Origin of the sequence: Mycobacterium pseudoshottsii JCM 15466 (assembly GCF_003584745.1) — a bacterium.
In the GTDB taxonomy this organism is placed as follows: Bacteria; Actinomycetota; Actinomycetes; order Mycobacteriales; family Mycobacteriaceae; genus Mycobacterium; species Mycobacterium marinum.
Window position 1 is genome coordinate 164427 of sequence record NZ_AP018410.1, and the last position, 24448, is coordinate 188874.

The following is a 24448-nucleotide window of genomic DNA, read 5'->3' on the forward strand; positions in this document are numbered from 1 at the left end:
GAGAACCTCTGGCATCTGTTGACACGGGGTCGGCCACCCGCCATGTGAGGGTGGCGTGATCTCTTCCTACACCCTTGCGATGATCCCGCCGCGGGGTGTGCCGCCGACCGCCCCAGCCGGTGTCAGCCGCGCCCAGCGGGGCGGGCCGGCTCTACCCGGAAGAGTTTGACCTCGGCGCGCATCCCCCTGATCCGTTGGGCACCGATCGAAAACCACTCGAAGTCACCAGCGTTGCCGACGGCATCACGGGTCGATTCGGCAACCACGACCGTGCCCGGGTATGCGATCGAGGTGACCCGGCTGGCCAGGTTGACCGGACTGCCGAACCAGTCACCCGCCCGAGTGACCGCAGCCCCAGATGCAACACCAATCCTCAAGGGTGGCAGGTTGTTTGCCGCGGCGGCGGCCAAGTCCAGCGCCGCCCGCAGCAGCGGTGCGGGTTCTGGGCAGACCAGCATCACCGCGTCGCCGATCGACTTCACGAACCGGACCGGCATGGTCGCGGCGTCGTGGGCGAGGTCGGCAAGCCGGGCGGCCACCCGTTCCAGGTCCTCGGCCGGCATCACTTCGCCGAGCCGGGTGAAGCCCGCCATATCGGCGAAAGCAACGGTGACGGGTCGGGCGCCCGGTAGCGTGCCCGCGGCCCGTTCCGCCGCGTTGACGGCTTCCGTCTCCACCGAATGGCGCAGCTCCAGGCGCATCAGATCGTCCATCATCGGAGGCGGCAACGGAATCGCTGCCTGGGCCAACTGCTCGGACGCCTCGGCCAGCTCGATCTCGGAGAACCCCGGCCGCAACAGCGTCTTCAGCGCCGCCTCCCGCATCATGGCGGCGGCATGCCCCAGGCTTTCCACCAGTACCCGCATGACGGCAACCGCATCTTCGAGGTCGTAGCCGATATCCAGAAAGACCTTCGCGTGTCTGACCGCCTCGGCGTCGGCCCACGGCAAGACGGCCTCGTCCGGATCGTCGATCCGGGGCAGGCCAACGGCACGTTGCAGGCGCTGCAGCACATCGAGTTCGATGCCGGTTGCCGCGCAGATCTCGCGCGCGGACACCAGCGTTCCATCATCACCGAGCACCCGGTAGGCGGGCAGCATCACCGGTGCGGCCGCCGACGCCTGGATGTGCTCGAGACTGAACCCACGCTCGAGTAGCCAAGCGATCAGCTCCGCGCGGTCTTGGCGTGCGGTCCCCTCAAGCCCGTCGAGCAGGCCTGACGCCTCGATATCGACGTCTGCGGCCATAGCTGCTCACTCTATTGGAAACCCGCGGCCGTGAGCGGGACCAGCGCCGCGCAGCTGGGCCCGCCCGGCCCGGGATTTCCAGCGGACACAGGCTATTCAGAGGGTGGCGGGCCTCAGCCCTGTGCGGCCTCCAGCGCGGCGTTGAGCGTCTTGCTGGGCCGCATGACCGCGGTTGTCTTCTCGTTGTCCGGCGCGTAGTAGCCGCCGATGTCAACCGCCTCGCCCTGCGCTTCGGCGAGTTCGGCCACGATGGCCTCCTCGCCATCGGCCAGCGCCTTGGCGAGCTTGGCGAAGTGTTCGGCAAGTTCCGCGTCGTCGGTCTGCTCGGCAAGTTCTTGGGCCCAGTACAGGGCGAGATAGAACTGGCTGCCCCGGTTGTCGAGCTCACCGGTCTTGCGTGAGGGGCTCTTGTTGTTGCCCAGCAGCTTGCCGATTGCGTCATCAAGAGTCCTGGCCAGAATCTTGGCCCGGTCATTGCCGATCTTGATGCCCATGTCTTCCAGGCTGGCTCCCAGGGCGAGGAACTCGCCAAGCGAATCCCAGCGCAGGTGATTCTCCTCGACCAGTTGCTTGACGTGCTTGGGCGCTGAGCCTCCGGCGCCGGTTTCATACATCCCGCCGCCGGCCATCAGGGGCACGATGGACAACATCTTGGCGCTGGTGCCCAGCTCCAGGATCGGGAACAGGTCGGTCAGATAGTCACGCAGAATGTTGCCGGTCGCGGCAATGGTGTCCAGCCCGCGAATCAGGCGTTCCAGGGTGTACCGCATGGAACGCACCTGAGACATGATCTGGATGTCCAGACCTTCGGTGTGGTGATCCTTCAGGTACGTCTTGACCTTCTTGATGAGTTCGTTCTCGTGCGGACGGTACGGGTCCAGCCAGAACAGCACCGGCATGCCCGAATTGCGGGCGCGGGTGACGGCCAGTTTGACCCAGTCGCGGATCGGCGCGTCCTTGACCACACACATGCGCCAGATATCGCCGGCTTCGACATCCTGGGTGAGCAGCACCTCGCCGGTGTCAAGGTCGACGATGTTGGCGACGCCGTCCTCGGGAACCTCGAAGGTCTTGTCGTGTGAGCCGTATTCCTCGGCCTGTTGCGCCATCAGGCCGACGTTGGGGACCGTGCCCATCGTTGTCGGATCGAACTGTCCGTTGGTCTTGCAGAAGTTGATGATTTCTTGGTAGATCCGCGAGAACGTGGACTCCGGGTTGACCGCCTTGGTGTCTTTGAGCTTTCCGTCGGCGCCGTACATCTTGCCGCCGGCCCGGATCATCGCCGGCATCGAGGCGTCGACGATGACGTCGCTGGGGGAATGGAAATTGGTGATTCCGCGGGCGGAATCCACCATCGCCAGCTCGGGGCGGTGCTCGTGGCAACGATGCAGGTCGTCGATGATCTCATCGTGCTGGGAGGCCGGCAGGGTCTCGATCTTGCTGTAGAGATCTGACAACCCGTTGTTGACGTTGACACCCAATTCGTCGAACAGCTTCTGGTGCTTGGCGAAGGCGTCCCGGTAGAAGGTCTTGACGGCGTGGCCGAAGACGATGGGATGGCTGACCTTCATCATCGTCGCCTTGACGTGCAGGGAGAACATCACGCCGGTCTTGTAGGCATCCTCGATCTGCTCTTCATAGAACTCGCACAAGGCCTTCTTGCTCATGAACATGCTGTCGATGATGTCGCCGTCATCCAGCGAGACCTCGGGCTTGAGCACCAGCGTCTGGCCGCCCTTGGTCACCAGTTCCATCTTCACCTTGTGCGCGCGGTCCAGCGTTATCGACTTCTCACCGGCATAGAAGTCGCCGTGTCGCATGTGGGCGACGTGGGTACGCGAAGCCATCGACCATTCACCCATGCTGTGCGGGTGTTTGCGGGCGTACTCTTTGACCGCATTGGGCGCCCGACGGTCCGAGTTGCCTTGGCGCAGAACCGGGTTCACTGCACTGCCCAAGCACCTGGCGTAGCGCTCCTTGAGCGCCTTTTCCTCGTCGGTCTTCGGGTCGGCCGGATAGTCCGGAATCGCGTACCCCTTGTCTTCCAACTCCTTGATCGCCGCCTTGAGCTGGGGCACCGATGCGCTGATGTTGGGCAGCTTGATGATGTTGGTGTCCGGGTCCTGCGTCAGCTCGCCCAGCTCGGCCAGATTGTCCGGGACCCGCTGCTCGTCGGTGAGGTAGTCGGGAAATTCGGCCAGGATGCGTGCGGCCACCGAGATGTCACTGGTCTTGATCTGAATGCCAGCGGGCTCGGCAAAAGCCCGCACTATGGGCAGGAAAGCGTAGGTCGCCAGCAGTGGCGCCTCGTCGGTCAGCGTGTAGATGATGGTCGGCTGCTCGGCGCTCATGTGTATCTCCCGGCGTCACTGTCGGTTCGGTTTCGAGGTTCTCTGCGTTGTAGGTGCGGCTACCAGTATCGCGGATCGGCGTCCTCGGCAGACAGCCCGCTGCGGCTCGGCGGCATACAGCTTGTCGCCTGCATTGATATCTGCGACTTCTCCTCAAGCCTAGTGTGGGCCGCGTTCGGGCCCGGTCGGCACGGGTGGGCAAGGTGGGCAAGGTGGGCCACGCGCCGATCATGGCGGTTCTCGGCGGAGGCGGCAATAGCGGCCGGCAAGGCGTACGTAGTAGTTTTGCTAGTGGGTTATCAGATTTACGCGCATGCGACGGTCGGATTTCTGGCTGAATTGTGTTCAGCGCATCATGTGGAAAGTGTGTCGGAGTGAACTATTTTGGGGCTGAATTTGGCCACTAACCAGGTGACTAGTCGGTTTGCCGGAGTGTTCGCAGCTTCACCAGTTGGGCGGTCGTGTCATGAAAGGGAATTTGATCTCGGCGCCAAGCGCGCATTCCAGCCGTCATTTCACGCAGCGGTGGAATAGCCTAAAGGAGCAGGGCTCCGGCGTTGTTGATTAGCAGGCTTGTGAGCTGGGTTGATGATCTTTGGTGCCGCGCTATTGGGGCCGGAGTGTAGGCACGGGCTATCTGGAGAACGATCGAGTTGGTTACTGTTCGTCGTTGGTCTGGAGTTGCCCGTGCCTACCGTTTCAGTATTGCCTGTGTCGTCGGTTCCAGAGGTGTTCGACTGCTGGAGTCCTGGTGAGCGCAGCGAGCTCATCGGATCGGAGTTTCTCGATGTGTTGGCCTCGGTGCCAGACCTGAGGGGCCCACGCGGTCGGAGGTATTCGCTGGTGGCTTTGTTGGCGATCGCGGTTCTGGCCACTGCCGCGGGGATGCGCGGCTATGCTGGTTTTGCCACATGGGCGGCCACCGCTCCCGATGATGTGTTGGCCCAATTAGGGGTCCGGTTCCGGCGGCCCAGTGAGAAGACCTTCCGCGCTGTTTTGTCTCGGCTAGACCCCGCCGACCTCAACGCCAGGATGGGCAGTTACTTCACTGCACACGTGGCCAGCAGCGACCCCAGTGGATTGGTGCCGATCGCGTTGGACGGCAAGATGCTGCGTGGTGCTTTACGCGCCAAAGCGACAGCCACGCATCTCGTGTCGGTGTTCGCCCACCGTGCCCGATTGGTGCTCGGTCAACTCGCTGTCGCCGAGAAAAGCAATGAAATTCCCTGCGTACGTGCCCTGCTCACGCTGCTGCCGGGTAGCTTGCGGTGGCTGGTCACCGTGGATGCGATGCATACCCAGGTCGTCACCGCGAAGTTGATCTGCGCCACCTTGAAGTCGCACTACCTGATGATCGTCAAGTCCAACCAAGCCAAAATATTTGCGCGTATCACCGCGCTGCCCTGGGCCGAGGTGCCCGCAGCCGCTACCGACGACTCCCGCGGCCACGGCCGTGTCGAGACCCGCACCCTGCAAATCATCGCCGCTGCACGAGGAATCGGCTTCCCCTACGCAAAACAAATCATTCGGATCACTCGTGAACGCTTGATCACCGCCACCGACCAGCGCAGCGTGGAGGTGGTCTATGCCATCTGCAGCCTGCCGTTCGAGCACGCCCGCCCTACCGCGATCATGACCTGGATGCGTCAACACTGGGGAATCGAGAACAGCCTGCACTGGATACGCGACGTCACCTTCGACGAAGACCGTCAAAGGGCACATACCGGAAACGGCGCACAGGTCTTAGCAACGCTACGCAACACCGCGATCAATCTGCACCGCCTCAACGGCGCCGACAACATCGCCGAAGCCTGCCGGATCACCGCTTTGACCGCCAACCGCCGCCTAGACCTCCTCAATCCACAATTCCCCAGCTCACAAGCCTGCTAATCAACAACGCCGGAGCCCTGCCTAAAGGAGGGCTTCGATCTGATGCTGCCCAACGATTTGGCGCGCTTCTGATACCTCGCAGTCGACTCGGGCCCGATCAAGCTGTCAGAGGCCGAGCGGCTCGTCCTGATCGGAACGCCGACTGCTCACCGGTGATTCGTGTCAGGGCAACTCGACCTTCGCGGCCAGCCAGCGGCCGTCGACTTTTTTCATGGTGACTTCGACGCGACTTCGGTCCAGCCTAGGTTCGGGTGCTCGCGCATTACTCACCGACTGATCGACGAACAGCACCACTACAACCGTGTCTGGTGATGTCGACTTGATGGCCGACTCGACGACCACTCCGTGCGCTGATGCCTTGTTCTCCCTCAGTGCCTGCTGCAACGCGGCGCTGGACTTGAGGTACATCTCTTTGAACTCTCCGGTCGACCCGTCGATGGTTTCGCGGAAGTTCTCATCAATATTGGCGCTGTCGATCGTGGTCAAGTTCTCAGTGAACCGCAGCGCTGCGCTGAGCGCCTGTCGGCCAGCAATCTCGTTGTCACGCTGCTCTTTCCATAACCACCCCAACGCCGCGGTGCCGGCGAGAACGGCGGCCGCCGCAAGTGCGGCAGCGACCTTTGTCCGTGATCGCGCCCGACGTTGTGGCGTTACGTCATGTCCTGGCTCGAGGGCAGGATCGGGACCATCGCCAGCGGCGGCACAGGCTTGGATGCCGGGATCGAGATCGTCGTGATCCACCTCCAATTCCGTTTCTTGGCTACTTGGTTCGGCAGCACCCGGCGCGCGACCGATCGTATTGCCGCCGTGGTCTCCTCCGCATGTCTCGGGTGAGTCGGAGACCGGATCTCGGGTCGGATCGGGCCCCGGTTGGGCGGCGGCATCTGTCGTAGCTGAAGTGCGCCCCGCCTTGGCCTTGGCGTCAGGACCGACTCTTCGAGGCTTGCGGGTGGTTCCTCCCTCCTGCGGGGAGATGCACCCGTCGTCTTTACCCTCCATAGCCCGACCTCAACACCGGGGCCAGCACATCAATCGGGATGTGGGCCTCAACCGCACCCCCGTCCATCGACCACACCGGCATGCCGGGCTCATAGTTGATCGGGTTGTCGTGCGCGACAGGGTAGTCCGGCAAATAGAGGATCAATTCGCTTGGCGTCAATGCCCACGCTTTGTACCCGCCCGAGTGATCCTTGTCAGGAGTCCACCGATCGACGGTGAAGGGATAGGTTCCCGGCTGGTGCGGTGGGGCGGCACGATCGAGTGCTGCCGCGACGAACGGTTCAGCCAGCGGCGGAATGACGGCCAAAGGATCCAGTCCCGCTTTCACAATGTCGGTCAGCTGCAGTTGCCGGCCGAGGGCCGTGTCAAAGGTGAAGGTCCGGTAGGCGTTGTTGATCTTGGGACCGTCGGCATGGTAATCCTCATGGAACACCACGGATACGGCGCTCTGGTGGCCGAACTGCTGGTAGTTTTCTTCGCCCCAGCTGTCCTGAACCATGTCTGCGCCTTTTTCTCTCCAATTGTTGTAGAGGGTCCGCAGGTAGTCCCGGACCACCGGACCGCTGACGGCGTTGTCTACCAGGTCGCCCGGAATTGCCATCCTGATGTCTCGGTCCGCCTTGCGGACCGAGGTCACGGTGGTATGGCAATAGCGGCCGTCAAAGTCGCCGCCGAGCTCACCGCAGAACGACTGGGCAGACCCCCATGCCGAGGGGGCGGTCGAGACAGCGCAGCCGGCCACCAGCACCCCTGCCGCTAACGCGGCTTTCCACCCAGACATAGCGGGGCCGGTCATGAGAGCTCGACTTTGCTGGCGAGCCAACGCCCGTCGGTCTTCTCCATGGTGATCTTCATCCTGCTCCGGTCGACTCGGGGATCCGGGCGAGCGGCATTGGTTACCGTCTGATCGATCATCAGCAGCACAACGACCCTGCTCTTGGACTTCGACTGGATGGCGGAATCAACCACGACTCCGTGTGCTGTGGCCTTATTGTCGATCAGCAGCTGGCGGAGCTGAACACTCGAGCGCGTATACATATCCTTGAATTCGCCTGTCGCGCCGTCGAGGACTTGGTTGAAGTTTGCATCTACATTGTTGCTGTCGATACTCGTTAATGTCTGGGCGTATCCAATCGCTGTTTGCTGAGCCAGCTCGGCCGCCACGTTGGCGTGATGCGCCGCAAACAGGTGCCACCCCAGCACGGCGGAAACGCTCAGGGACGCGAGAATCACGGCCAGGATTGCCTGGTTGAATCCGACGCGGACCCGCTTGACTCGCATCCGCGACCACCGGGAACGCCAACGCCGGGGTGCACGCGGGGCATGGGCGTCGGTGTCCGTGCAGTCGACATCGTCAGCGTTACCCGATTCCACATCGGCGCAGGGCCCCGCGGCCGTGCTGGGTGACTCGAGCTCATCAGTGGCGATAGCAGGTTGGCCACGTTCGGTCGTATCCGTCGTATCCGTGAGTTGTGTGATGTTGCTGTTCTCGACGTCGTCTCCGGTGATGGCGACCAAGGCAACGGCTCCTTTCCAACGGCTAGCCTGATAAACCTCTTGCCTGTGGGACAACGAGGCCGTGGCGGGTGGTGAAGATCCGCCACCTGCCAGACGCGCCTAAGGCCGACCTTCGAGTCCGAGATGGCCCCCGCAGCTCGGCCAACGGTTGAGCCGTCGATCGGGCCATCGCGCGCTGAACTGAGCGCCGCCGAACCTGCTCGGCCCGGTCACGCGCAGCGCCCGCCGGTCCAGCGTGCGCTGTTAGCGGCGGGGGCCGGAGGCGAAGCGGGAAGACGTGCGGCCTGCGTTTGACATGCGGACTGCGGAGTCCATATCGTGTGCCAGGCTAAATGAAAATTATTGTCATTACCAATCGGTTGAGGTGAGTGTACATGGAGGGGCTCGCGAGTGGTCGTACCGAAGCGGCCAAACCGCTGTCGCGCGATGGGGCGCAGCAGCCAGGGTGGTTCGTCGGACAACGGGTAGACATCCTCCTGGTATTCGGGTTGGGTGCCTTCCTGTCGGCAGTCCTCTTTGCCGCCGGTAGCCACAAGGGGTTGTTCCTGGTCGGCGCGGTCGGTTTTTCCCTGTTGTCCGACCTTCCGCACGTCTTCACCACCTCGGTCCGGATCTGGCTGGACCCGCGGGAGCGGTCGCGCTACCGGGCGCATTACCTGATGAGCCTCGCCGTGATCGGCACACTGGTCGCGATCCTATGGTTTGGGGGATGGCTCATCCCGCTGCTCGCGATTTGGGCGTACTGGCAAGTTTTCCACGTGCTGAAACAGCATTTCGGCATGATCAACATCTACGCCGCAAAGAATGGCTACAAGGGCCCCAGGAAAAAGATCCAGTACGCCCTCTACTCGACGTGTCTGGCGCCCGTAGTCTTTCGAGCGGCTCACGGGCTGCATTTCTCCGAGTATGAAGTCTTCGGCAAGCGACTTCCATTCTCTAATTTGAGCGTTCCAGTGCCCCCGGTGCCCAAGCTCATAGTCATCGCCGGATTTATCGTCGCCGCGGTTTGTTTGGCCCTTGCCGTCATTGAGCAGCTCCAGCTCAAACGCGACGGACAGCGCACCCTGCCAGCGATGGCGGTGGGGACCTTCGTCGTGGCCGCCTTGTCCTACAACCTTTCCTACCTCCTCGTATCAGATCTGTTCGCGCTCATCCTGATCGCCACCACCACGCACAGCCTGCAATATCACCTGATCAACTGGACCAGGAATAACACGCGGTTTGCGCATAGCAAGAACTCCGAAGAGAAGAAGCTTCTGCTGGCACGGCTGTCTACCAGAAAGGCGTTGCCGCTCTACATCGCATTTCTTGCCGGACTCGGCGTGCTTGCCGGGCAACTCGATACCATTATTTTTGCCGTACCACTGACCTTCGTCCTGCATCACTTCTACATGGATGGCGCACTCTGGAAGAGCAAGAAAAATCCCGAGTTGGCATACGACCTGGGAATCATTCGTGCTTGATGAAGAAGTCGGCGCACATCGATGGACCGAGGCGTTAGCGCACCCGCCGGCGCCGACCGTCCGTCCGGTACGCACCAATGCGGAGATCAAGGACTTCATCGGCGTTCCGTGGCAGATCTATCGCGGTGACCACGCGTGGCGGCCCACACTGCGCCGAGTCATGCGCGCCAAGATGGATCCCCGCAAGAACCCGTTGCACTCCGAGGTTCAGATCGCCAACTTCGTCGCCTACCGGCAAGGACGGCCGGTGGGGCGGATATCGGCCTGCATCGATTCCCACTACGTGCAACGCTATGGCGACTACGCGTTCTTCGGATTTTTCGAGAGCGAGCCGGATCAGGCCATCGCATCGACGCTGTTGACCACCGCCGAGAACTGGGCGCGAGGGCGCGGCATGAACGCCATCATCGGCCCATTCAGCTACACGTCACGCGAGGACGTCGGGCTACTCATTTCCGGATATGACACTCCACCAACGATCATGCAGCCGCACAACCCACCGTATTACCCGAGGTTGGTTGAGGCGGCCGGATACTCAAAGAAGTTCGACACCGCCTGTTTTCGCTGGAGCGTGGATGAAAACCCGTCAGTCCAGCAGCGCCTGCTGAGTCGAGCCGATGCGGTACTGGGCGCGCAAGGTGCCAGCGTTCGGCCGGTACGACTGTCGGATTACGAGCAGGAAGTCGAACTCTTGCGCAAGCTCTACAACGACTCGTTCGCAAAGCATCCAGAAAACGTGCCGCTAAGCAGGCCCGTGTTTGCCAGCATGGCCGCCGAGATGCGGCCGCTGATCGATCCGAACATCGTCAGGATCGTAGAAGCGAACAACACACCCGTGGGCTTCTTGTTCATGCTGCCCGACGTCAATGAAATCACTGGTCAATCGGGCAGATTCACGCCCTCGGCCCTGCTCCGGATCGCGGCCAAACGAGGCGGTCGAATCCGCGGGGTGCGCACTGCCGTCGTGGTGCTCATCGGCGCGGTCCAAACCCAGTTCGGCGCGGGCCTAGGCCGGATCCTGGCTGGAGAGATCGTGCGAACGATAACCGGCGCTGGGTACTCCGCTGTCGCCACCACGTGGATGCACGAGGACAACATGTGGTCCAATTCGCTTGCGGCGCAGATGAAGAAGGCGCCCGAGAAGCGTCATCGAGTTTATGAAAAGGAGCTCTGATGGCACCGCGAATTCTGGTCACGGGCGCCACGGGGTATCTCGGCTCGACGATCCTGGAAGCGCTGGTGCGCGCTGGCGAGCGGGCAACCATATTGGTGCAGCCCGGCGATCCGCACGTCATGAGCCCGGAGTTGCGCTCCAACGTCGATGTTGTTCGGGGTGACATCACCGATGCTCAAAGCGTGGACGAGGCGATGCGCGGAATTGCGCGCGTTTACCATCTCGCCGGCATCGCATCGCCGAATTCCCGTTTAGCCAACCAGATCTGGCGCACAAACGTGCTCGGCGCATACCATGTTGCGCAGTCGGCGTGGCGGCACGGGGTGCAACGCCTCGTGCACGTGTCCTCCACGGCGGCCATCGGATATCCCCCCAATGGTGTGATCGCGGACGAAGATTTCGACCCGCGAGATTCGGTGCTCGACAACGTCTACTCGACTACCAAGCGGGCTGGCGAACAGCTGGTGCTCGACTTCGTCGACCGCGGGCTCGATGTCGTGGTGGTGAACCCGGCGGCCGTCTTCGCGCCTGGGTTCGGGTCGCCCCGGTCTTGGCAGGGCCTGCTGGTCGCGGCGCGCAAAGGTCTGTTGCGGGTCGTTCCGCCGGGAGGAACCGCCGTTTGTTCGGCCCGCGACTTCGCGGCCGGTGTCACAGCGGCGATGAACAAGGGTCAACCGGGGCGGCGATACATACTCAGCACCGACAACCTTTCGTACCGGCAGATCGCTGAGCTGCTCGTGCGCGCCGTGGGGCGATCCCACCAGGTACGGGTCGCGCCCATGCGGCCATTCCGCGCCCTCGGGAGGGGAAAACGTATCGCATCCGATTTCTCGAGTCGGGCGCATTTCGATGACCCGTTGGTTCCCGAGAACATCGACCTGATGGCCCGCAAGGTCTACTACGACCCTACTCGGGCGGTGCGTGAGCTGGGCATTCCCAAAGTGTCAGTGGCGGAATTGATTACGGAGTTTGTTGGATGAGTACTCAGACGCGGCAGGCGCTGGCCGAGGGGGGCGGCTCCAAGGACGTGCTCGGGATCTCGATGGCGCAGGCGCGATCCTTGGTAGCCGACCTCGCTGTAAGACGGCAGTGGATTTACTGGGTCGACCTGACGGTGTGTGTAGCGGTGGGCTACACGGCATTCCTGTTGTGCCCGGCCAGGCAACCCCTTTCGCCCGCCGCTGTGGGTTGCGTGGTGGTCGCTGCGTTGGCGCTATACCGTGCCGTCCTTTTCGTCCACGAGATCGTGCACGCCGGTGCCGAACTACGTTCATTCGCGCTGTACTGGCATGCGGTCTGCGGGATCCCGCTGATGGTTCCGCAATTCACCTACGATTTTCATCAAGAACATCACGCGTCGCGCACCTACGGCACCGCCGCCGACGGCGAGTATGTGGCCTATGCCACCGAACCGCGCTGGCGGGTGGTCGCCCTACCCTTCACCGCCTTGCTGGGGCCGGTGTTCTTCGTGGTGCGGTTCCTGGTGCTGGCGCCGCTGAGTTGGCTTGTCCCACCATTGCGTCGGTACGTACTGACTCGGGCGTCGGCACTGATGATCGACGCAGACTTCTGCCGCACACTTCCGCCCGGTGGCGTCCCTCGCTCCTGGCTGATCCAGGAATTCGCCTGTTTCGCCTACCTGGTCGGGGTGGCCGTGCTCTTCGGGCTTGGTGTATTCGCGCCGTACCGACTGCTGGAGGCCTACGCGGTCGTGAGCCTGATCCTGTTCGTCAACTGGATTCGGGTGCTCGTTGCTCATCGGTACGAGAGCGAAAACCAGCGGATGACATTCCCCGAGCAAGTGCTCGACTCTATCGACCATCCGTCGCTGCCGGTCCTGGGTGAGCTCTGGGCCCCGTTGGGTCTGCGACTGCACGCTGTTCACCACCTATTCCCCAAGCTGCCCTACCACCAGCTCGCCGAGGCTCGACGACGGCTCGCGGAGGCAGTTCCCCGCGACCGCGGCTATTGGGTGACCGAGGACCCATCGGTGGTCAGCTCATTCCGTCGCCTGCTCAGCCGCCGGGCAGAGTCGTCGAAGCCGATCCGGCAACTCACCGATGAGGCTGTGTGATGCTGGCCAAAAACCCACCCCCCATGCGGGAATCCAATGCGGCGACCTACTCGCGACGCCTCCCGATACGACTGGTCGAGGCCCGCGGTACCCGGGTACGTGACAGCAGCGGGCGTTGGTATATCGACTGCCTAGCGGCCGCTGGGGCGATGTCGCTGGGTTGGAACCATCCGGTGGTCAGTGAGGCGGTCATCAAAACCGTTGACTCCGGTGAGCCCTGGCTGTCGTTGGACTTTCATACCCCCGCGAGGGAGCAGTTCGTCGAAGACCTGCTCTCCATCCTGCCGCCGGGATTGGCCGCCGACGGCCGGGTCCACTTGTGTTCGCCCAGCGGTGCCAGCGCTGTCGAGGCGGCCCTCACGCTTGCCGAAATCGCCACCGGTGGGCGTGAACATGTTGGCGTGCAGGGAGGTTTCCACGGCTGCACCAGGGCTGCGCGCGCGGCAAGCTCCGGCGGCGGACTTCGGCAACAGCCCGTAGTGATGGCACCGCGGACGACGTTTCTGCCCTTCCCCCAGAACTATCGGTGTCCCTTCGGCGTCGGGGGCGAACGTGGCGTAGACCTGGCAGTGACGGCCGTCGAGCAGCTCGCCGCACCCCACGCCGGCATCAGCGCCCCCGCGTCGATCATCTCCGAATTCGTCCTCGGTGAGGGCGGCGTGCTGCCGGCCCACCCGCGTTGGGCCAAGGCGTTGCGCAACCTGGCAAACCGTTTCGAAGTCCCCCTGATCGCCGATGAGGTACAGGCAGGGATGTTTCGGACCGGACGGGCTTGGGGGTTCGAGCATTGCGACATCGAGCCCGACATGGTCGTGATGTCCAAGGGCCTCGGCTCGGGTGTGCCGATTGCCGTGATCGTGGTTCGCGAAGGCTATGACGTCTGGGAACCCGGTGCGTTTACCGGAACGTTCCGGGGCAACGCGATGGCCTTCGCCGCGGCGAGCGCGGTCATTCGATACGCCCGAGAAGCGGCGTTGGCCGAGCATGTAACCCGGATGGGGGAGTACTTCCGCACCGGACTGCAACGCATTCTCGAAGAGTGCGAGATCGTTGGCGACGTTCGCGGCCGCGGGTTGATGCTGGCCGCCGAGATTGTGGACCCGCAGCTGCCGTGGCCGTCGGGTGTGGCACCGGCACCCGAACTGGCTAGGCAGATTCAGCGTGCGAGCCTCAGTAACGGGCTCATCATCGAATCTGGCGGACAGTATGGAAACGTCATCCGATTTCTGCCGCCGTTGACCATCGAGGAAGCCGACATCAGCGCGGCTTTGACTGCCTTCGAAGCTGCCGTCAAGCAGGTAGAACGGCACCGCACCAAGGCAGTTGACCTCTGGGCGGACCAGCGATGAGCCGCGACGTGAGTGACTTCGCCGGCGAATTCGTCTCGGGCAGCGGCACGGCCGCCTACCGCGACGCAATTACGTTGGCTAGCGGCTTGGTTGCGAATGCATTGGAAGCGGCCGACGCGCCCGGCCTGGTGGACGGATACTCGTTGCTGAAGGAGCTGGCGGATAAGCCCAGGCTCGATACCGTTGCCGGTGTCGGCCTGCCGGCGGCCCTGGAGGAGGCCGTCGGCCTCATGGCGGGGCACTCCGCTGTGGTCACCCACCCCGCGTACCTGGCGCACCTGCACTGCCCGCCCACCGTTGCTTCCCTGTCCGCTGAGGTTCTCATCAGCGCGTTCAATCAGTCCCTCGATTCGTTTGACCAAGCTCCCGCAGCCACGGCCATCGAGCAACGAGTTGTCGAACATCTCTGTGCCCGAATCGGATACGGGACAGATGCGGACGGTACCTTCACCATTGGCGGCACCCAATCCAATCTGCACGCGTTGCTGATGGCACGTGATGTTTTCGCGCAGCGGACGCTGGGTTTGGATGTCGGCACCGCCGGGTTGCCGGCGGCGGCGCGCTCATGGCGACTGCTTTGCACTCGGCAGGCGCACTTCTCGGCGCGCCAGGCACTGCGCATCCTCGGCCTTGGCGCCGACGCCGTGATCGAAGTGCCTACCGACGATGCAGGACGTTTGTGCGTCGAGGCGTTGGCGGGGTGCATCGCTGAGAGCCAAGCCCGCGGCACACCGGTGTTCGGACTGTTCCTCACCGCGGGAACCACCGACTACGGGGCCATCGATCCGCTCGAGCCCGCGATCAAGATCGCCCGGCAGCACGGTGTCTGGGCGCATGTGGATGCGTGTGTCGGGGGCTGTCTGGCCTTCAGTGCCCAACACCGACATCTGTTGCGGGGTATCGAGTTAGCCGACTCCGTGGCCGTCGACTTTCACAAGCTGCTGTTTCAGGCGATCAGCTGCAGTGCCCTTCTGGTCCGAGACGCCGAGTCCTTTCGCGTCTCGGCCGGCCACGCCGACTACCTCAATCCCGCCGATGATGTCGAACACGATGTCGTCAATTTGGTCGGCAAGTCTCTGCAGACCACCCGTCGATTCGACGCGCTGAAAATATTCCTCACCCTGCGTGCGCTCGGTGAGCGGCGTATCGGGGCGATGATCGACGCCACCTGCGCCGCCGCGGCAGCCGCAGGCCGGGCCGTATCGGACCACCCCCACCTCACGTTGTGTGCACCCGTGGCCGTCAACACGGTAGTGCTGCGGTGGCGCCATCCGGAGCTGACCGAGCAGAAGTGCGACGCGGTCAACAGTGCGATCCGCAGCAGCCTCGCTCGTTGTGGCCTCGCACTCGTTGGTCGATCGCGCGCGGCCGGACACCAGGCGATCAAGCTGACTTTCGTCAATCCGCTTATCACCGCAGACCTGGCCACCGGGGTCATCGCTGACGTGTCCCGCCGGGGCAACGAAATCGCTGGTCTACCCGACGACCTGGCGGCACAGGCATGACCGAACAGCTGTGTCGTATCGAGCGAGTGGCGGCGTCCGATCCGCGTTTTGGATGGGCCAAACAGGTCGAGTACACCGTCTTCGGTCTGGAGAACAACTTCGCGAGCGATGCCGATATCGCCGCTGCGGAAATGGTGCACTACCGAGACTGGGAGCGCTCGTCGGAGATTTTCGTCAGCCTCGACACCGCGGCACCGCACCAGCCCGTGGGAGTTCTCCGCGCGCTGCGCCATGACCCAGAGCTCGGGCTGGACAGCTTCAGCACGCTACGTGACGCGCGCAACTACCCCGTGGACGAACGCACTCGCCGCAATTTTCTCTACCCGCGCTGGAGTGACTTTTTCGACGGCATCGATCCGCGGCGAATCGCAGAACTCGCTACCCAGGGGGTGCTGCGAAGCGCGCGTCGCTCCGGGATGATCGAACAGATCTGGCGAGCGTTTTTCAGCAGTCTCGCCGCCGACGGCGTCGATCTCGTCACGGTGGCGCTGGTCGTGCCGTTGTTCGAGTGGTATCGCCAACTGCTGCCCGATCGCCTGCACCAGATCGGAGAAATTCTGCCGAACTACATCGGCGCCGACAGTGTGCCCGCCGTAGTCGATATCGGCGGGTCATTCATCTCGGATTCCATTCGCGACATGGATGCGGATTCGGCATCACTGCTGGCGCTGACAGTCCAAGCACCACATCCAGCCTCAGCTGTACCAGGACCTTCCGGGGAAGAAGAGAGAGAGCAATGAGATCAATCCACACCGACGAGCACGTTTTCCGCAAAGTCAGTGAGATCGACTGCCCCGTCGAACGGGTATGGCAGACGGTCACCACCCAAGAGGGGATCAATCATGAGATGGGCCCCTACATGAAAATGACCATGCCTAAACAGTTCATCGGCAGATCCATTGCCGACGTGGAACCGGGTACCCGGATCGGCAAGAGCTTCCTTCTACTATTCGGGTTCCTTCCCTTCGGGTTTGACGACATCACCATCACCAGGATTGAACCCGGCCGGATGTTCCGCGAAGAGTCCACGATGACGGGGATGCGGGTGTGGGTACACCACCGCACCCTGGAACCAAAAGGCGATAAAACGGTGGTCAGCGACGAGATCACGCTGGCTCCTCAGGCACCCATGGGCCTTATCCCCGGGTGGGGCAAGCTGATGAGCAAGATCTTGTCGGCGTTTTTTGCTCACCGTCACCGACGTCTTCGCAAAAGTCTGGCCAAAACCGGTGTAGCGCAATGAGATCATCTTCGATGGCCGCGTCGGTGTTGGTCGCCGCGGCAGCGCTGACCGGCGGATGTACGGCGGTGAACAAGGCCGCCGGCGAACCCGTCGGCCATGCGTTCCAGCTGCTCGAGTACCCGCAGCCGGTTTCGCAGCCGGTTGCCGAGCCCGCTGAGGGATCGCCCTATGGCGGCTACTCGGTTGAGGTAGCTGGCTCGGTTACATATCTCAAGGAAACGACCGTCCTGCCCAAGAGCGGTCTGCTGACTATCGGCCCAGGGCCACGCGCTGGTGAGCTGCAGGTGCAGCACTACTACCAGGGTGACCGGTTCCCCTACGAGACCGGCGTCCTTTCCAAGGACGGGACGGCGAGCACCCTCAACGCCATCACCATCGTCAACCCACTGGATTCCCGGGTGTCGTTGCAGTGCGCCGTGGCAGGCGGCATCGCGCTCGAGAACCTCAACGAGCCACGAGACCTGCACGGCGAGTGCGGCGGGGGCGCGAAGTTGTCGGGCACCGTGCGGGCCGACGGGACGCGCCAGGCTACGTGGCGCGGCAAGCCGGTTGAGCTGGCCCGCACCGTTGTCGACTTGACCATTACGGGGATGACGAGCGGAAAAGTCCACCAAATCAACGATGTACCGAAGGGCGGCAGCTTTCCGCTGTATACGGCCATCGACGTGAACATGACCGCCCAAGGCATCAACCTAACGGAAGAGCTGGAACGCTATGTCCTCCCCAGAGTCCAAGACTGACAACGAAACCGGAAATTCGCAGCCAGGAACCTCCGCTCTCGAAGCGGTCGACCTGGTCAAGTCCTATCCCGGTTCGGACGCCAACGCCGTCGACGGTCTCAACCTCGTGATTCCGCGCGGGGTGGTCTATTGCCTGTTGGGCCGCAACGGGGCGGGTAAAACCACGACCATCAGGATGGCCACCACATTGCTGACCCCGACTAGCGGCCAGCTGGAGGTGCTGGGGGTTCCGGTTGACAACACGACGCAGCTGCGGCCACTCATCGGCGTGGCGCTGCAAGAGGTCGCCCTCGATCTGTGGATGTCACCCGTCGAGCAGATACGCATGAGCCTGGCGATGGCGGGCTGGCCGAAATCCGACAGGAAGCGTCGCGAGGGCGAACTCGTCGAGCAGTTCGGCCTCGGAAAGTACCTGAATCGCAAAGTCGGAGCACTTTCCGGTGGTATGCGCCGCCGCGTCGACGTGGCCCTCGCGGTCGCGCACAACCCACAGATGCTGTTTCTCGACGAGCCTTCCAGCGGGCTGGACATCGAAGGCAAGCAGGAGGTGTGGAACGCAATCCGGCTGCTGCGTTCTGAGGGCCGTACCGTCGTCCTGACCACACACGATATGGACGAAGCCGTCTCGCTGGCCGATGAAGTCGGAATCATCAAGGACGGGGTGCTCGTCGCTGCGGGTTCGACACAGGAGTTCACCCGAAGCCACGGCTTCGCCGTGGACATTTCGGCACCCCAGGAGATAACCGACGACGCCGTGCGGCAACTGGCCGGCGCCGGCTACCCGATGCAGCGCAAGGGCAGCAGCGCGGTAACCGGATCACTGGACTCTGCGTCTGCCTCCGAGATCGGTTCGCTCGCCACGGTTTTGGATCGGCTCGGACTGGCCGGCGCGAACATCGAAATTCGATCGACGTCGCTGCGCGACGCGTTCCTGGAGGCTACCCAATGACCCGCTCCGCGCTGGCGAACACCGCCCGCCTCTTTCGCCGCTATGTCGTTGTGGGGCTGCGACAGCCGGTCTTCGGTTTCATCTTTCCCATCGTGTTTCCGGTCGTGTTGGTGGTCTTCGTGCGGTCGATGTTCCAACGCGTCGCGGACTTGCCCGGATTTCCGCTGACTTCCTATACCGCCTACATCGCCCCGGGCCTCATCATGCTGATTCCGATGCTTGGCGCGGGATACGGCGCGGGAACGTTGATCGAAGAGATCAGTTCGGGCTTCACCGACCGGCTGCGGCTTTATGGTGTCTCGACTGGTCAGATCATGGCCGCCAAGATCGGCTTCGAGATGTTCAGGATCCTGCCCGCGGCGGTGATCGTCATCGGCCTGCTGGCTTTGCTCGATGCCCCTTTGCGCGCCGGGATCCTCACCGCAGCGCTACTCATCCTGCTGATGTTTCTGTGGTCGGCCGCATATAGCTCACTGTTCTATCTGGTGGCACTCCGCACGCTCAACCCGCAGGCGCCGGTCGCGATGCTGCCTTTGGCACTGCCGGTGCTGTTCGTCAGCCAGGCGCTCATGCCTTCGGTATTCCTGTCGGACTGGCTGCGCATCAGCATCAATGTGAATCCGTTCTCACACATCGTCTCTGCAGCGTCGACGATCATGTACGGCGATTTCGACACCATGACGGTCCTCCGGGGTTGCCTGGTGGGCCTCGGCATGTTCTTGATCCTGCAAATTCCCATCCACTTCGTTATTCGTCGCAAAATCGGAAAGTAAGGGCATAAAGCTGTCATGTCAGAGGTGCGTGTTTTCCTTGTTGAGTTCATCGCTGACGAACTCGAGATCGCCACAACTGAGGTGCGGGACTCTTCCGAACTCATCAGGGACCTCGGGTTCGACTCACTTGCGTTCGCTTCGACGGTGTCGGAAATTGCCAGCCGGTTCGGTGTGCGACTGAGCAAAGACGACGTCTTCGAATCCAAGACGGTGGGCGCGTTGGTTGAGCTGGTGGAGAGCCGGAAGAGCGCGCCGGATGCGGTGAATGCTGCCGTCAACGCGTCGGGTAACCCGTGAACACGATCATGCGGAGGCTGTGTGACAGCCAGGGGGCGACACAGCACGGTCTGGCCACGGCTCCGGTCGGCGCCGACGGGCGATCCCATCTCGACCAGCTGACGAACACGCCGTGGTCCGATATCCACCACTTGGGCCGCCGCGCGGCGGGTGCGCTACAACGTGACGGCGTCACCCCCGGCGACGTGGTGGCGGTGTTGGCTGGCGCGCCCGGTGAGATCGCTCCTCTGGTGCAGGGCGCCTGGATGTGCGGTGCCGCGGTGACGATGTTGCATCAACCCACTCATCGGTCCGACCTACAAGCGTGGGCCGCCGACACCAAGAAGACCTTGTCGATGGTCGGCGCATCGACCGTCGTGGTCGGCAGCCCATTTCAGTCCGCCGCGCAGGAGTTCGCGAAGGTGGGCCTACGCGGCTTGGAACTTTCCGAGCTGCTTACCGCAGATGAAGGGCGCATCGTTGTCGCAGAGGAGGATTCGCCCGCATTCCTGCAACTGACGTCCGGTTCGACCGGGCATCCCAAGGCCGTCAGCATCACCTACCGCAACATCGAGGCAAACGGGCGCGCACTGATGGCCGCCGCGAGCGCCGATGTCGCCTCCGATGTCGTAGTCAGCTGGCTGCCACTCTTCCACGACATGGGCATGATGGGTCTGCTGATCATTCCCATGTATGAGGGTATGGATGCTGTCCACATAACGCCGGCGGACTTCCTCAACGATCCCCTGCTATGGGCTGAACTGATCACCAAGCACCGCGGCAGCATCACTGCTGCACCGAATTTCGCGTATTCACTGCTGGCTCGGCGCCTACGCAGAGCGCAGGACCACGCGTTCGATCTCTCCTCCCTGCGCTTTGCGCTCAATGGGGCCGAAGGCATCGACGTCGCCACGCTGGAGCGGCTTGCCACCGAGGGTGCGCGCTTTGGACTGCGGCGGGATGCCATCGTGCCGGCCTACGGTATGGCCGAAGCGACCCTGGCGATATCCGTCGTACGACCCGGTGAAGGATTCCGGGTCTGCCCGCCGCATCCCGACCTGGTCGCGGCACAGGGCGAAGCGGCGGCACCGCGAGTCATGCTGGGACCGCCCGTGCCCGGATGCGATGTGCGAGTGGTGTCCGAAGACCGAACCGTCCTCGCGCCGTCGGAAATCGGCGAACTCGAGATCCGCGGCGACAACGTGACGGCCGGATACCGCACTGAGGCGGGTTTCGAGCCGGCGGTTGACGCCGGCGGTTGGTTGGCCACAGGTGACGTCGGCTACCTGACCGAGAACGGGCAACCGGTGATCTGCGGCCGCAAGAAAGACATTCTCATCATCTCGGGCCGCAACGTGCACCCTGAGGACATCGAGCGGTCCGTTGTCGGTATCGCGGGCATTCGTTCCGGCGGCGTCGCCGCCGTGCGCCTGGCCACCGCCTCCGCTAGCGAGGGATTCGTAATGGTCGCCGAATCTGCGCTGCATGCCGACGATGCCGAAAGCAACCGTATCCGAACCGAGGTCGCCGACCGCGTGTTCGTCAATCTCGGGGTGAGTCCGCGAGCAGTCCATGTGGTCCCGGCGGGTTGGCTCCCCAAGACGTCGTCGGGAAAGCTGCGTCGGCGGCAGACCTCCGAGCGGTTGCGACTCTTCGACGACGCATTGTGAGGCCGTGTGATGGCGACGACCTTTGTTAACGACCGACTGATCGGGCTGCGCCGCCTCAGCGTCACGTACCTGCGTCAGCACCCAGCGGCATCGCTCGCCACGGCTGGCGAACAGATCGTGCTGGGCGTCGCCGCGTTGCGCTACTTGGCGATAGATCTAGTGACCGGCCGGTTCCCATGGACCGAGTGCATCCGGCAGGCGAGCTTCATGGCCGCCACCGCCATCATGCCGACGATTCTGGTGGCATTGCCCATCGGCGCTACCCTGTCCATCCAGTTCGCGATGCTCGCTGGCCAGGTAGGGGCGACCTCGCTGGCTGGAGCGGCGAGCGGGTTGACCGTCGTCCGGCAGGCCGCCTCGCTGGTGGCGGCCATTCTGCTGGCTGCGGCGGTCGGCTCCGCAATCACCGCGGACCTGGGCGTTCGCACCATGCGCGAGGAAACAGACGCGATGGAGGTGATGGGCGTCTCCGTGGTCCGCAATCTGGTCGTCCCTCGATTGCTGGCAGCCATGGTCATCGGGGTCGCGTTGTGCGGCGTGGTGTGCTTTGTCGGATTCCTGGCCAGCTACCTGTTCAACGTGTACGTCCAGGGCGGCTCTGCGGGCAGCTTCCTGGCCACATTTTCGGCGTTTGCCACCACGGGCGACATGATCCTCGCCCTATTGAAGGCCGCTGTCTATGGCTTCATCGTGACGGTGGTGGCATGTCAGAAAGGGCTATCAACTCGGGGCGGTCCAGCCGGTGTCGCCAATTCGGTCAACGCCGCGGTTGTGGAGGCCGTCTTGCTGCTAATGATCGTCAACGTCGTGGTCAGTGAGCTCTATACCGTTCTCTTCCCGAGAACGGGTTTGTGACATGACCTCGTTTGTCGCGATGCGCCGCATGTCGATACGTCAAATAGTGTTTGCCGGCGCCGGCGCCGGTGCCGGCCAGCCGCTCGCCAGGTTCGGCCACATGATTGCGTTCTACCTCCACACGGTCCTTGCCATTCCGGTCGCGCTGCGACGCTACCGCCGGGAGTTCATGCGGCTACTCTCCGACATCACCTGGGGTAACGGCTCCATCGTGGTCGGCGGCGGGACGGTGGGAGTGGTTCTGGTGCTGGGCATTACGGCTGGCGCGCTAGTCGCGATCGAGGGGTACAACTTCCTGAACATGATGGGCATCGGCCCGGCCACCGGTGTCGTCTCGTCCCTGGTGACCACACGCGAACTCGCCCCCATCATGGCTGCGCTCGGCTTCGCGGTCCAGGCGGGATGCCGCTTCACCACGCAGATCGGTGCAATGCGGGTGGCCGAGGAAATCGATGCTCTCAACGCGATGGCTATCCGGCCGATCCCGTACCTGGTCACCACCCGATTGCTGGCTTCTGCCGTCGCGATCATCCCGTTGTACATCGCATGTCTGACGATCAGTTACCTGTCGTGCCAACTGATGGTTACCTTCACGACCCATGGGTCGGTGGGACCATATCTGCACTACTTCACGATGCTCATCGACGCCAGAGACGTTGGCTACTCGGTGATCAAGGCCGTGGTTTTCGTGGCGCTGGCGTCGGTGGTCCAGTGCTACTACGGCTTTTGCGCCGAAGGCGGGCCAGAGGGCGTCGGTGTTGCCGCCGGACACGCCATGCGTGCCAGTATCACCGTCGTCATCATCGTCAACATGGTGCTGACCATGGCGCTGTGGAGCGTTGACGCCGGCGTCAGGTTCGGCGGCTGACGATGACCAATCACATTGACCTCGACGGGATTTACTTCTCGAAGCGACAGTTGCTCGCGCGTGGGGGCATCGCGCTGGTCGTTGTCTTGCTGGTGACGTCGTGGCTGCTGGCCAAGTCCATGGGCTATCTGGATCGCGGTGTCCAAGTGGTCGCCGACCTGCGCAACATCGGCGACGGTCTACCGGCCGGGTCCGACGTCAAATACCGGGGGATCCAGGTTGGCACCGTCGAGAGCCTCGATCCGTCGATCGGCAACCAACCGAACCAGGTGCGGATTCGCCTCAAACCGGAGTACGCGGCGTCGATACCGGTGACCGTCACCGCGCGCGTCGTACCGAGCAATGTCTTTGCGGTGTCGTCGATCCAACTCGTCGAGCACGGGCCCGGCACACCCATCAGCGACGGCGAGCGGATCAGCGAAGACACCGACCTACCTACCGTGTTGTTCCAGACAGCGCTGACCAAGCTGCGCGACATTCTTGCCGCTGCCGGCCGTAATGGCGATGATCACACCCTCGGAGTGCTTGCGGCCGTCGGAGCCGCGACGAACAATCGCAACGGCGCACTGCAGCTGAGTACGCACCAGCTGATTCGGATCATCGACGAGCTCAACGGTGTCGTTGCGACTGACGAAGGTCCGTCGACTGTCGCCGCGCTGGTGGATGCGGCGCGTGGGCTGTCGCAGAGCGCACCGGAGTTACTGGATGCGTTTCACGATGCCGTCGCGCCGATGCGGACACTTGTCGACAAGCAGCAGGCGCTGCACGACTTCCTCGGGGCCGGGCAATACACGACCGGGCTGGCCGTCAATTCCTTGCAGAACCACTCCGACCAGCTCGTTCAGATAACGACGGATCTCACCCCGGTCGTCGGTGTATTCGCCGACAACGCACAGCACTTCGTGCCGATCACCGAGCGGATCACCAGATTCTCGGACAAGTTTTTCGAGGAGGTTTGGGACCCGGCCTCGACCGTTGCCCACGGTCGTGTGAACGTCTCGTTCACACCGTCCTATACCTATACCCGGGCCGACTGCCCGAGGTACGGGGAGCTGCGGGCCCCGAGCTGCTTTACCGCACCCCTGGTTCAGGCTCGGCCCGACCTTCCTGAGGTGTTACTCCCGCAGAATTACCAGCCTCCACCGAATCTGGCTCCCCCCCCTGGGACGGTCGTGGGTCCTGACGGAAACCTCGTCGCGGTTGGCCCGCCGCTGATCAATCCCACCCCGAACCTCGAGGATCCCAATCCGCCACTGCCTGCCGGGGTGACGCCTGCGCCTCCAGTTCCGGGCACCGCTAACCCGGATCTGCTTCCCGCGGCTCCGTCATCTTTCGGGGGCAACGTCGGGCCGGTCGGCAGTGTGCAAGAACGCGCAGCCCTGAGTCTGATCACCGGGGAGCAAGCGACCGTCGCGACCCAGCTGCTGCTGGGGCCGGTGGCCCGCGGCGCCATCGCCAGCCGAACTCAGCAAACACCGACGGAGAGCAAATGATGCGAAGGCAG

At 63.1% G+C, this 24448-nt stretch carries 22 protein-coding genes; 17 read left to right on the plus strand and 5 right to left on the minus strand.

The features are described from left to right. Positions 1-122: 122 nt before the first annotated feature. Both MPSD_RS00770 and MPSD_RS00775 read right to left on the minus strand, forming a co-directional pair. Positions 123-1247, minus strand: a complete 1125-nt coding sequence (locus MPSD_RS00770) for an adenylate/guanylate cyclase domain-containing protein (protein ID WP_020785350.1) — start codon at positions 1245-1247, stop codon at positions 123-125. Positions 1248-1360: 113 nt separating this feature from the next. Beyond that, on the minus strand, positions 1361-3598 hold the full coding sequence (locus tag MPSD_RS00775) for an NADP-dependent isocitrate dehydrogenase (RefSeq protein ID WP_020785349.1): 2238 nt from the start codon (positions 3596-3598) through the stop codon (positions 1361-1363). Positions 3599-4285: 687 nt separating this feature from the next. On the opposite strand from MPSD_RS00775, the gene MPSD_RS00785 reads away from it, so the two are divergent. Then, positions 4286-5488 (plus strand): ISAs1-like element IS2404/ISMul1 family transposase, encoded by a 1203-nt coding sequence (locus MPSD_RS00785; protein WP_420811993.1) that lies wholly within the window; start codon positions 4286-4288, stop codon positions 5486-5488. A gap of 162 nt (positions 5489-5650) precedes the next feature. Here the strand turns inward: MPSD_RS00785 and MPSD_RS00790 are convergent, their stop codons facing one another. The 3 genes from MPSD_RS00790 to MPSD_RS00800 form a co-directional block, all read right to left on the minus strand. Beyond that, positions 5651-6229 (minus strand): hypothetical protein, encoded by a 579-nt coding sequence (locus tag MPSD_RS00790; protein WP_020785348.1) that lies wholly within the window; start codon positions 6227-6229, stop codon positions 5651-5653. A 247-nt stretch (positions 6230-6476) separates the two neighbouring features. Then, positions 6477-7268 (minus strand): mannan-binding lectin, encoded by a 792-nt coding sequence (locus tag MPSD_RS00795; RefSeq protein ID WP_165601480.1) that lies wholly within the window; start codon positions 7266-7268, stop codon positions 6477-6479. 11 nt (positions 7269-7279) lie between these two features. After that, the gene (locus tag MPSD_RS00800; protein WP_012392160.1) at positions 7280-8005 is read right to left on the minus strand and encodes a hypothetical protein; all 726 of its coding nucleotides are present in this window, start codon (positions 8003-8005) and stop codon (positions 7280-7282) included. Positions 8006-8379: 374 nt separating this feature from the next. Between MPSD_RS00800 and MPSD_RS00805 the strand changes: the two genes are divergently transcribed. Genes MPSD_RS00805 through MPSD_RS00880 form a run of 16 tightly spaced genes read left to right on the plus strand, consistent with a single transcriptional unit; the run spans position 8380 to position 24437 of the window. Then, positions 8380-9468 carry a hypothetical protein gene (locus tag MPSD_RS00805; protein WP_086085610.1) on the plus strand — a complete coding sequence of 363 codons (1089 nt, stop codon included), beginning with the start codon at positions 8380-8382 and terminating at the stop codon, positions 9466-9468. Further along, complete coding sequence (locus MPSD_RS00810) at positions 9461-10642, plus strand: GNAT family N-acetyltransferase (RefSeq protein ID WP_020785345.1); 1182 nt, start codon at positions 9461-9463, stop codon at positions 10640-10642. The genes MPSD_RS00805 and MPSD_RS00810 overlap by 8 nt, the downstream gene beginning before the upstream one ends. Further along, the gene (locus MPSD_RS00815; protein ID WP_020785344.1) at positions 10642-11622 is read left to right on the plus strand and encodes an SDR family oxidoreductase; all 981 of its coding nucleotides are present in this window, start codon (positions 10642-10644) and stop codon (positions 11620-11622) included. The genes MPSD_RS00810 and MPSD_RS00815 overlap by 1 nt, the downstream gene beginning before the upstream one ends. Further along, complete coding sequence (locus tag MPSD_RS00820) at positions 11619-12716, plus strand: fatty acid desaturase (protein ID WP_020785343.1); 1098 nt, start codon at positions 11619-11621, stop codon at positions 12714-12716. The genes MPSD_RS00815 and MPSD_RS00820 overlap by 4 nt, the downstream gene beginning before the upstream one ends. Continuing rightward, a complete protein-coding gene (locus MPSD_RS00825; protein WP_086085609.1) occupies positions 12716-14065 on the plus strand; it encodes an aminotransferase class III-fold pyridoxal phosphate-dependent enzyme in 1350 nt (449 codons plus the stop codon). The genes MPSD_RS00820 and MPSD_RS00825 overlap by 1 nt, the downstream gene beginning before the upstream one ends. Beyond that, entirely contained in the window at positions 14062-15570 is a 1509-nt protein-coding gene (locus tag MPSD_RS00830) for a pyridoxal phosphate-dependent decarboxylase family protein (protein WP_020785341.1), read from the plus strand. The genes MPSD_RS00825 and MPSD_RS00830 overlap by 4 nt, the downstream gene beginning before the upstream one ends. After that, the gene (locus MPSD_RS00835) at positions 15567-16310 is read left to right on the plus strand and encodes a hypothetical protein (protein WP_011742407.1); all 744 of its coding nucleotides are present in this window, start codon (positions 15567-15569) and stop codon (positions 16308-16310) included. Before MPSD_RS00830 ends, MPSD_RS00835 begins: the two co-directional genes overlap by 4 nt. Continuing rightward, the gene (locus MPSD_RS00840; RefSeq protein WP_011742406.1) at positions 16307-16813 is read left to right on the plus strand and encodes an SRPBCC family protein; all 507 of its coding nucleotides are present in this window, start codon (positions 16307-16309) and stop codon (positions 16811-16813) included. The genes MPSD_RS00835 and MPSD_RS00840 overlap by 4 nt, the downstream gene beginning before the upstream one ends. After that, positions 16810-17553 (plus strand): hypothetical protein, encoded by a 744-nt coding sequence (locus tag MPSD_RS00845; protein WP_171944484.1) that lies wholly within the window; start codon positions 16810-16812, stop codon positions 17551-17553. The genes MPSD_RS00840 and MPSD_RS00845 overlap by 4 nt, the downstream gene beginning before the upstream one ends. After that, the gene (locus MPSD_RS00850; protein ID WP_015354000.1) at positions 17528-18502 is read left to right on the plus strand and encodes an ABC transporter ATP-binding protein; all 975 of its coding nucleotides are present in this window, start codon (positions 17528-17530) and stop codon (positions 18500-18502) included. Before MPSD_RS00845 ends, MPSD_RS00850 begins: the two co-directional genes overlap by 26 nt. Next, complete coding sequence (locus MPSD_RS00855; protein WP_012392170.1) at positions 18499-19275, plus strand: ABC transporter permease; 777 nt, start codon at positions 18499-18501, stop codon at positions 19273-19275. The genes MPSD_RS00850 and MPSD_RS00855 overlap by 4 nt, the downstream gene beginning before the upstream one ends. Before the next feature lie 15 nt (positions 19276-19290). Next, a complete protein-coding gene (locus MPSD_RS00860; protein WP_012392171.1) occupies positions 19291-19572 on the plus strand; it encodes an acyl carrier protein in 282 nt (93 codons plus the stop codon). Positions 19573-19580: 8 nt separating this feature from the next. Continuing rightward, on the plus strand, positions 19581-21221 hold the full coding sequence (locus MPSD_RS00865) for a fatty acyl-AMP ligase (protein ID WP_036427040.1): 1641 nt from the start codon (positions 19581-19583) through the stop codon (positions 21219-21221). 9 nt (positions 21222-21230) lie between these two features. Next, positions 21231-22076 (plus strand): MlaE family ABC transporter permease, encoded by an 846-nt coding sequence (locus MPSD_RS00870; protein ID WP_012392173.1) that lies wholly within the window; start codon positions 21231-21233, stop codon positions 22074-22076. Positions 22077-22104: 28 nt separating this feature from the next. After that, complete coding sequence (locus MPSD_RS00875; RefSeq protein WP_086085612.1) at positions 22105-22944, plus strand: MlaE family ABC transporter permease; 840 nt, start codon at positions 22105-22107, stop codon at positions 22942-22944. Between the two features lie 2 nt (positions 22945-22946). Then, on the plus strand, positions 22947-24437 hold the full coding sequence (locus tag MPSD_RS00880; RefSeq protein WP_086085608.1) for an MlaD family protein: 1491 nt from the start codon (positions 22947-22949) through the stop codon (positions 24435-24437). Positions 24438-24448 lie beyond the last annotated feature (11 nt).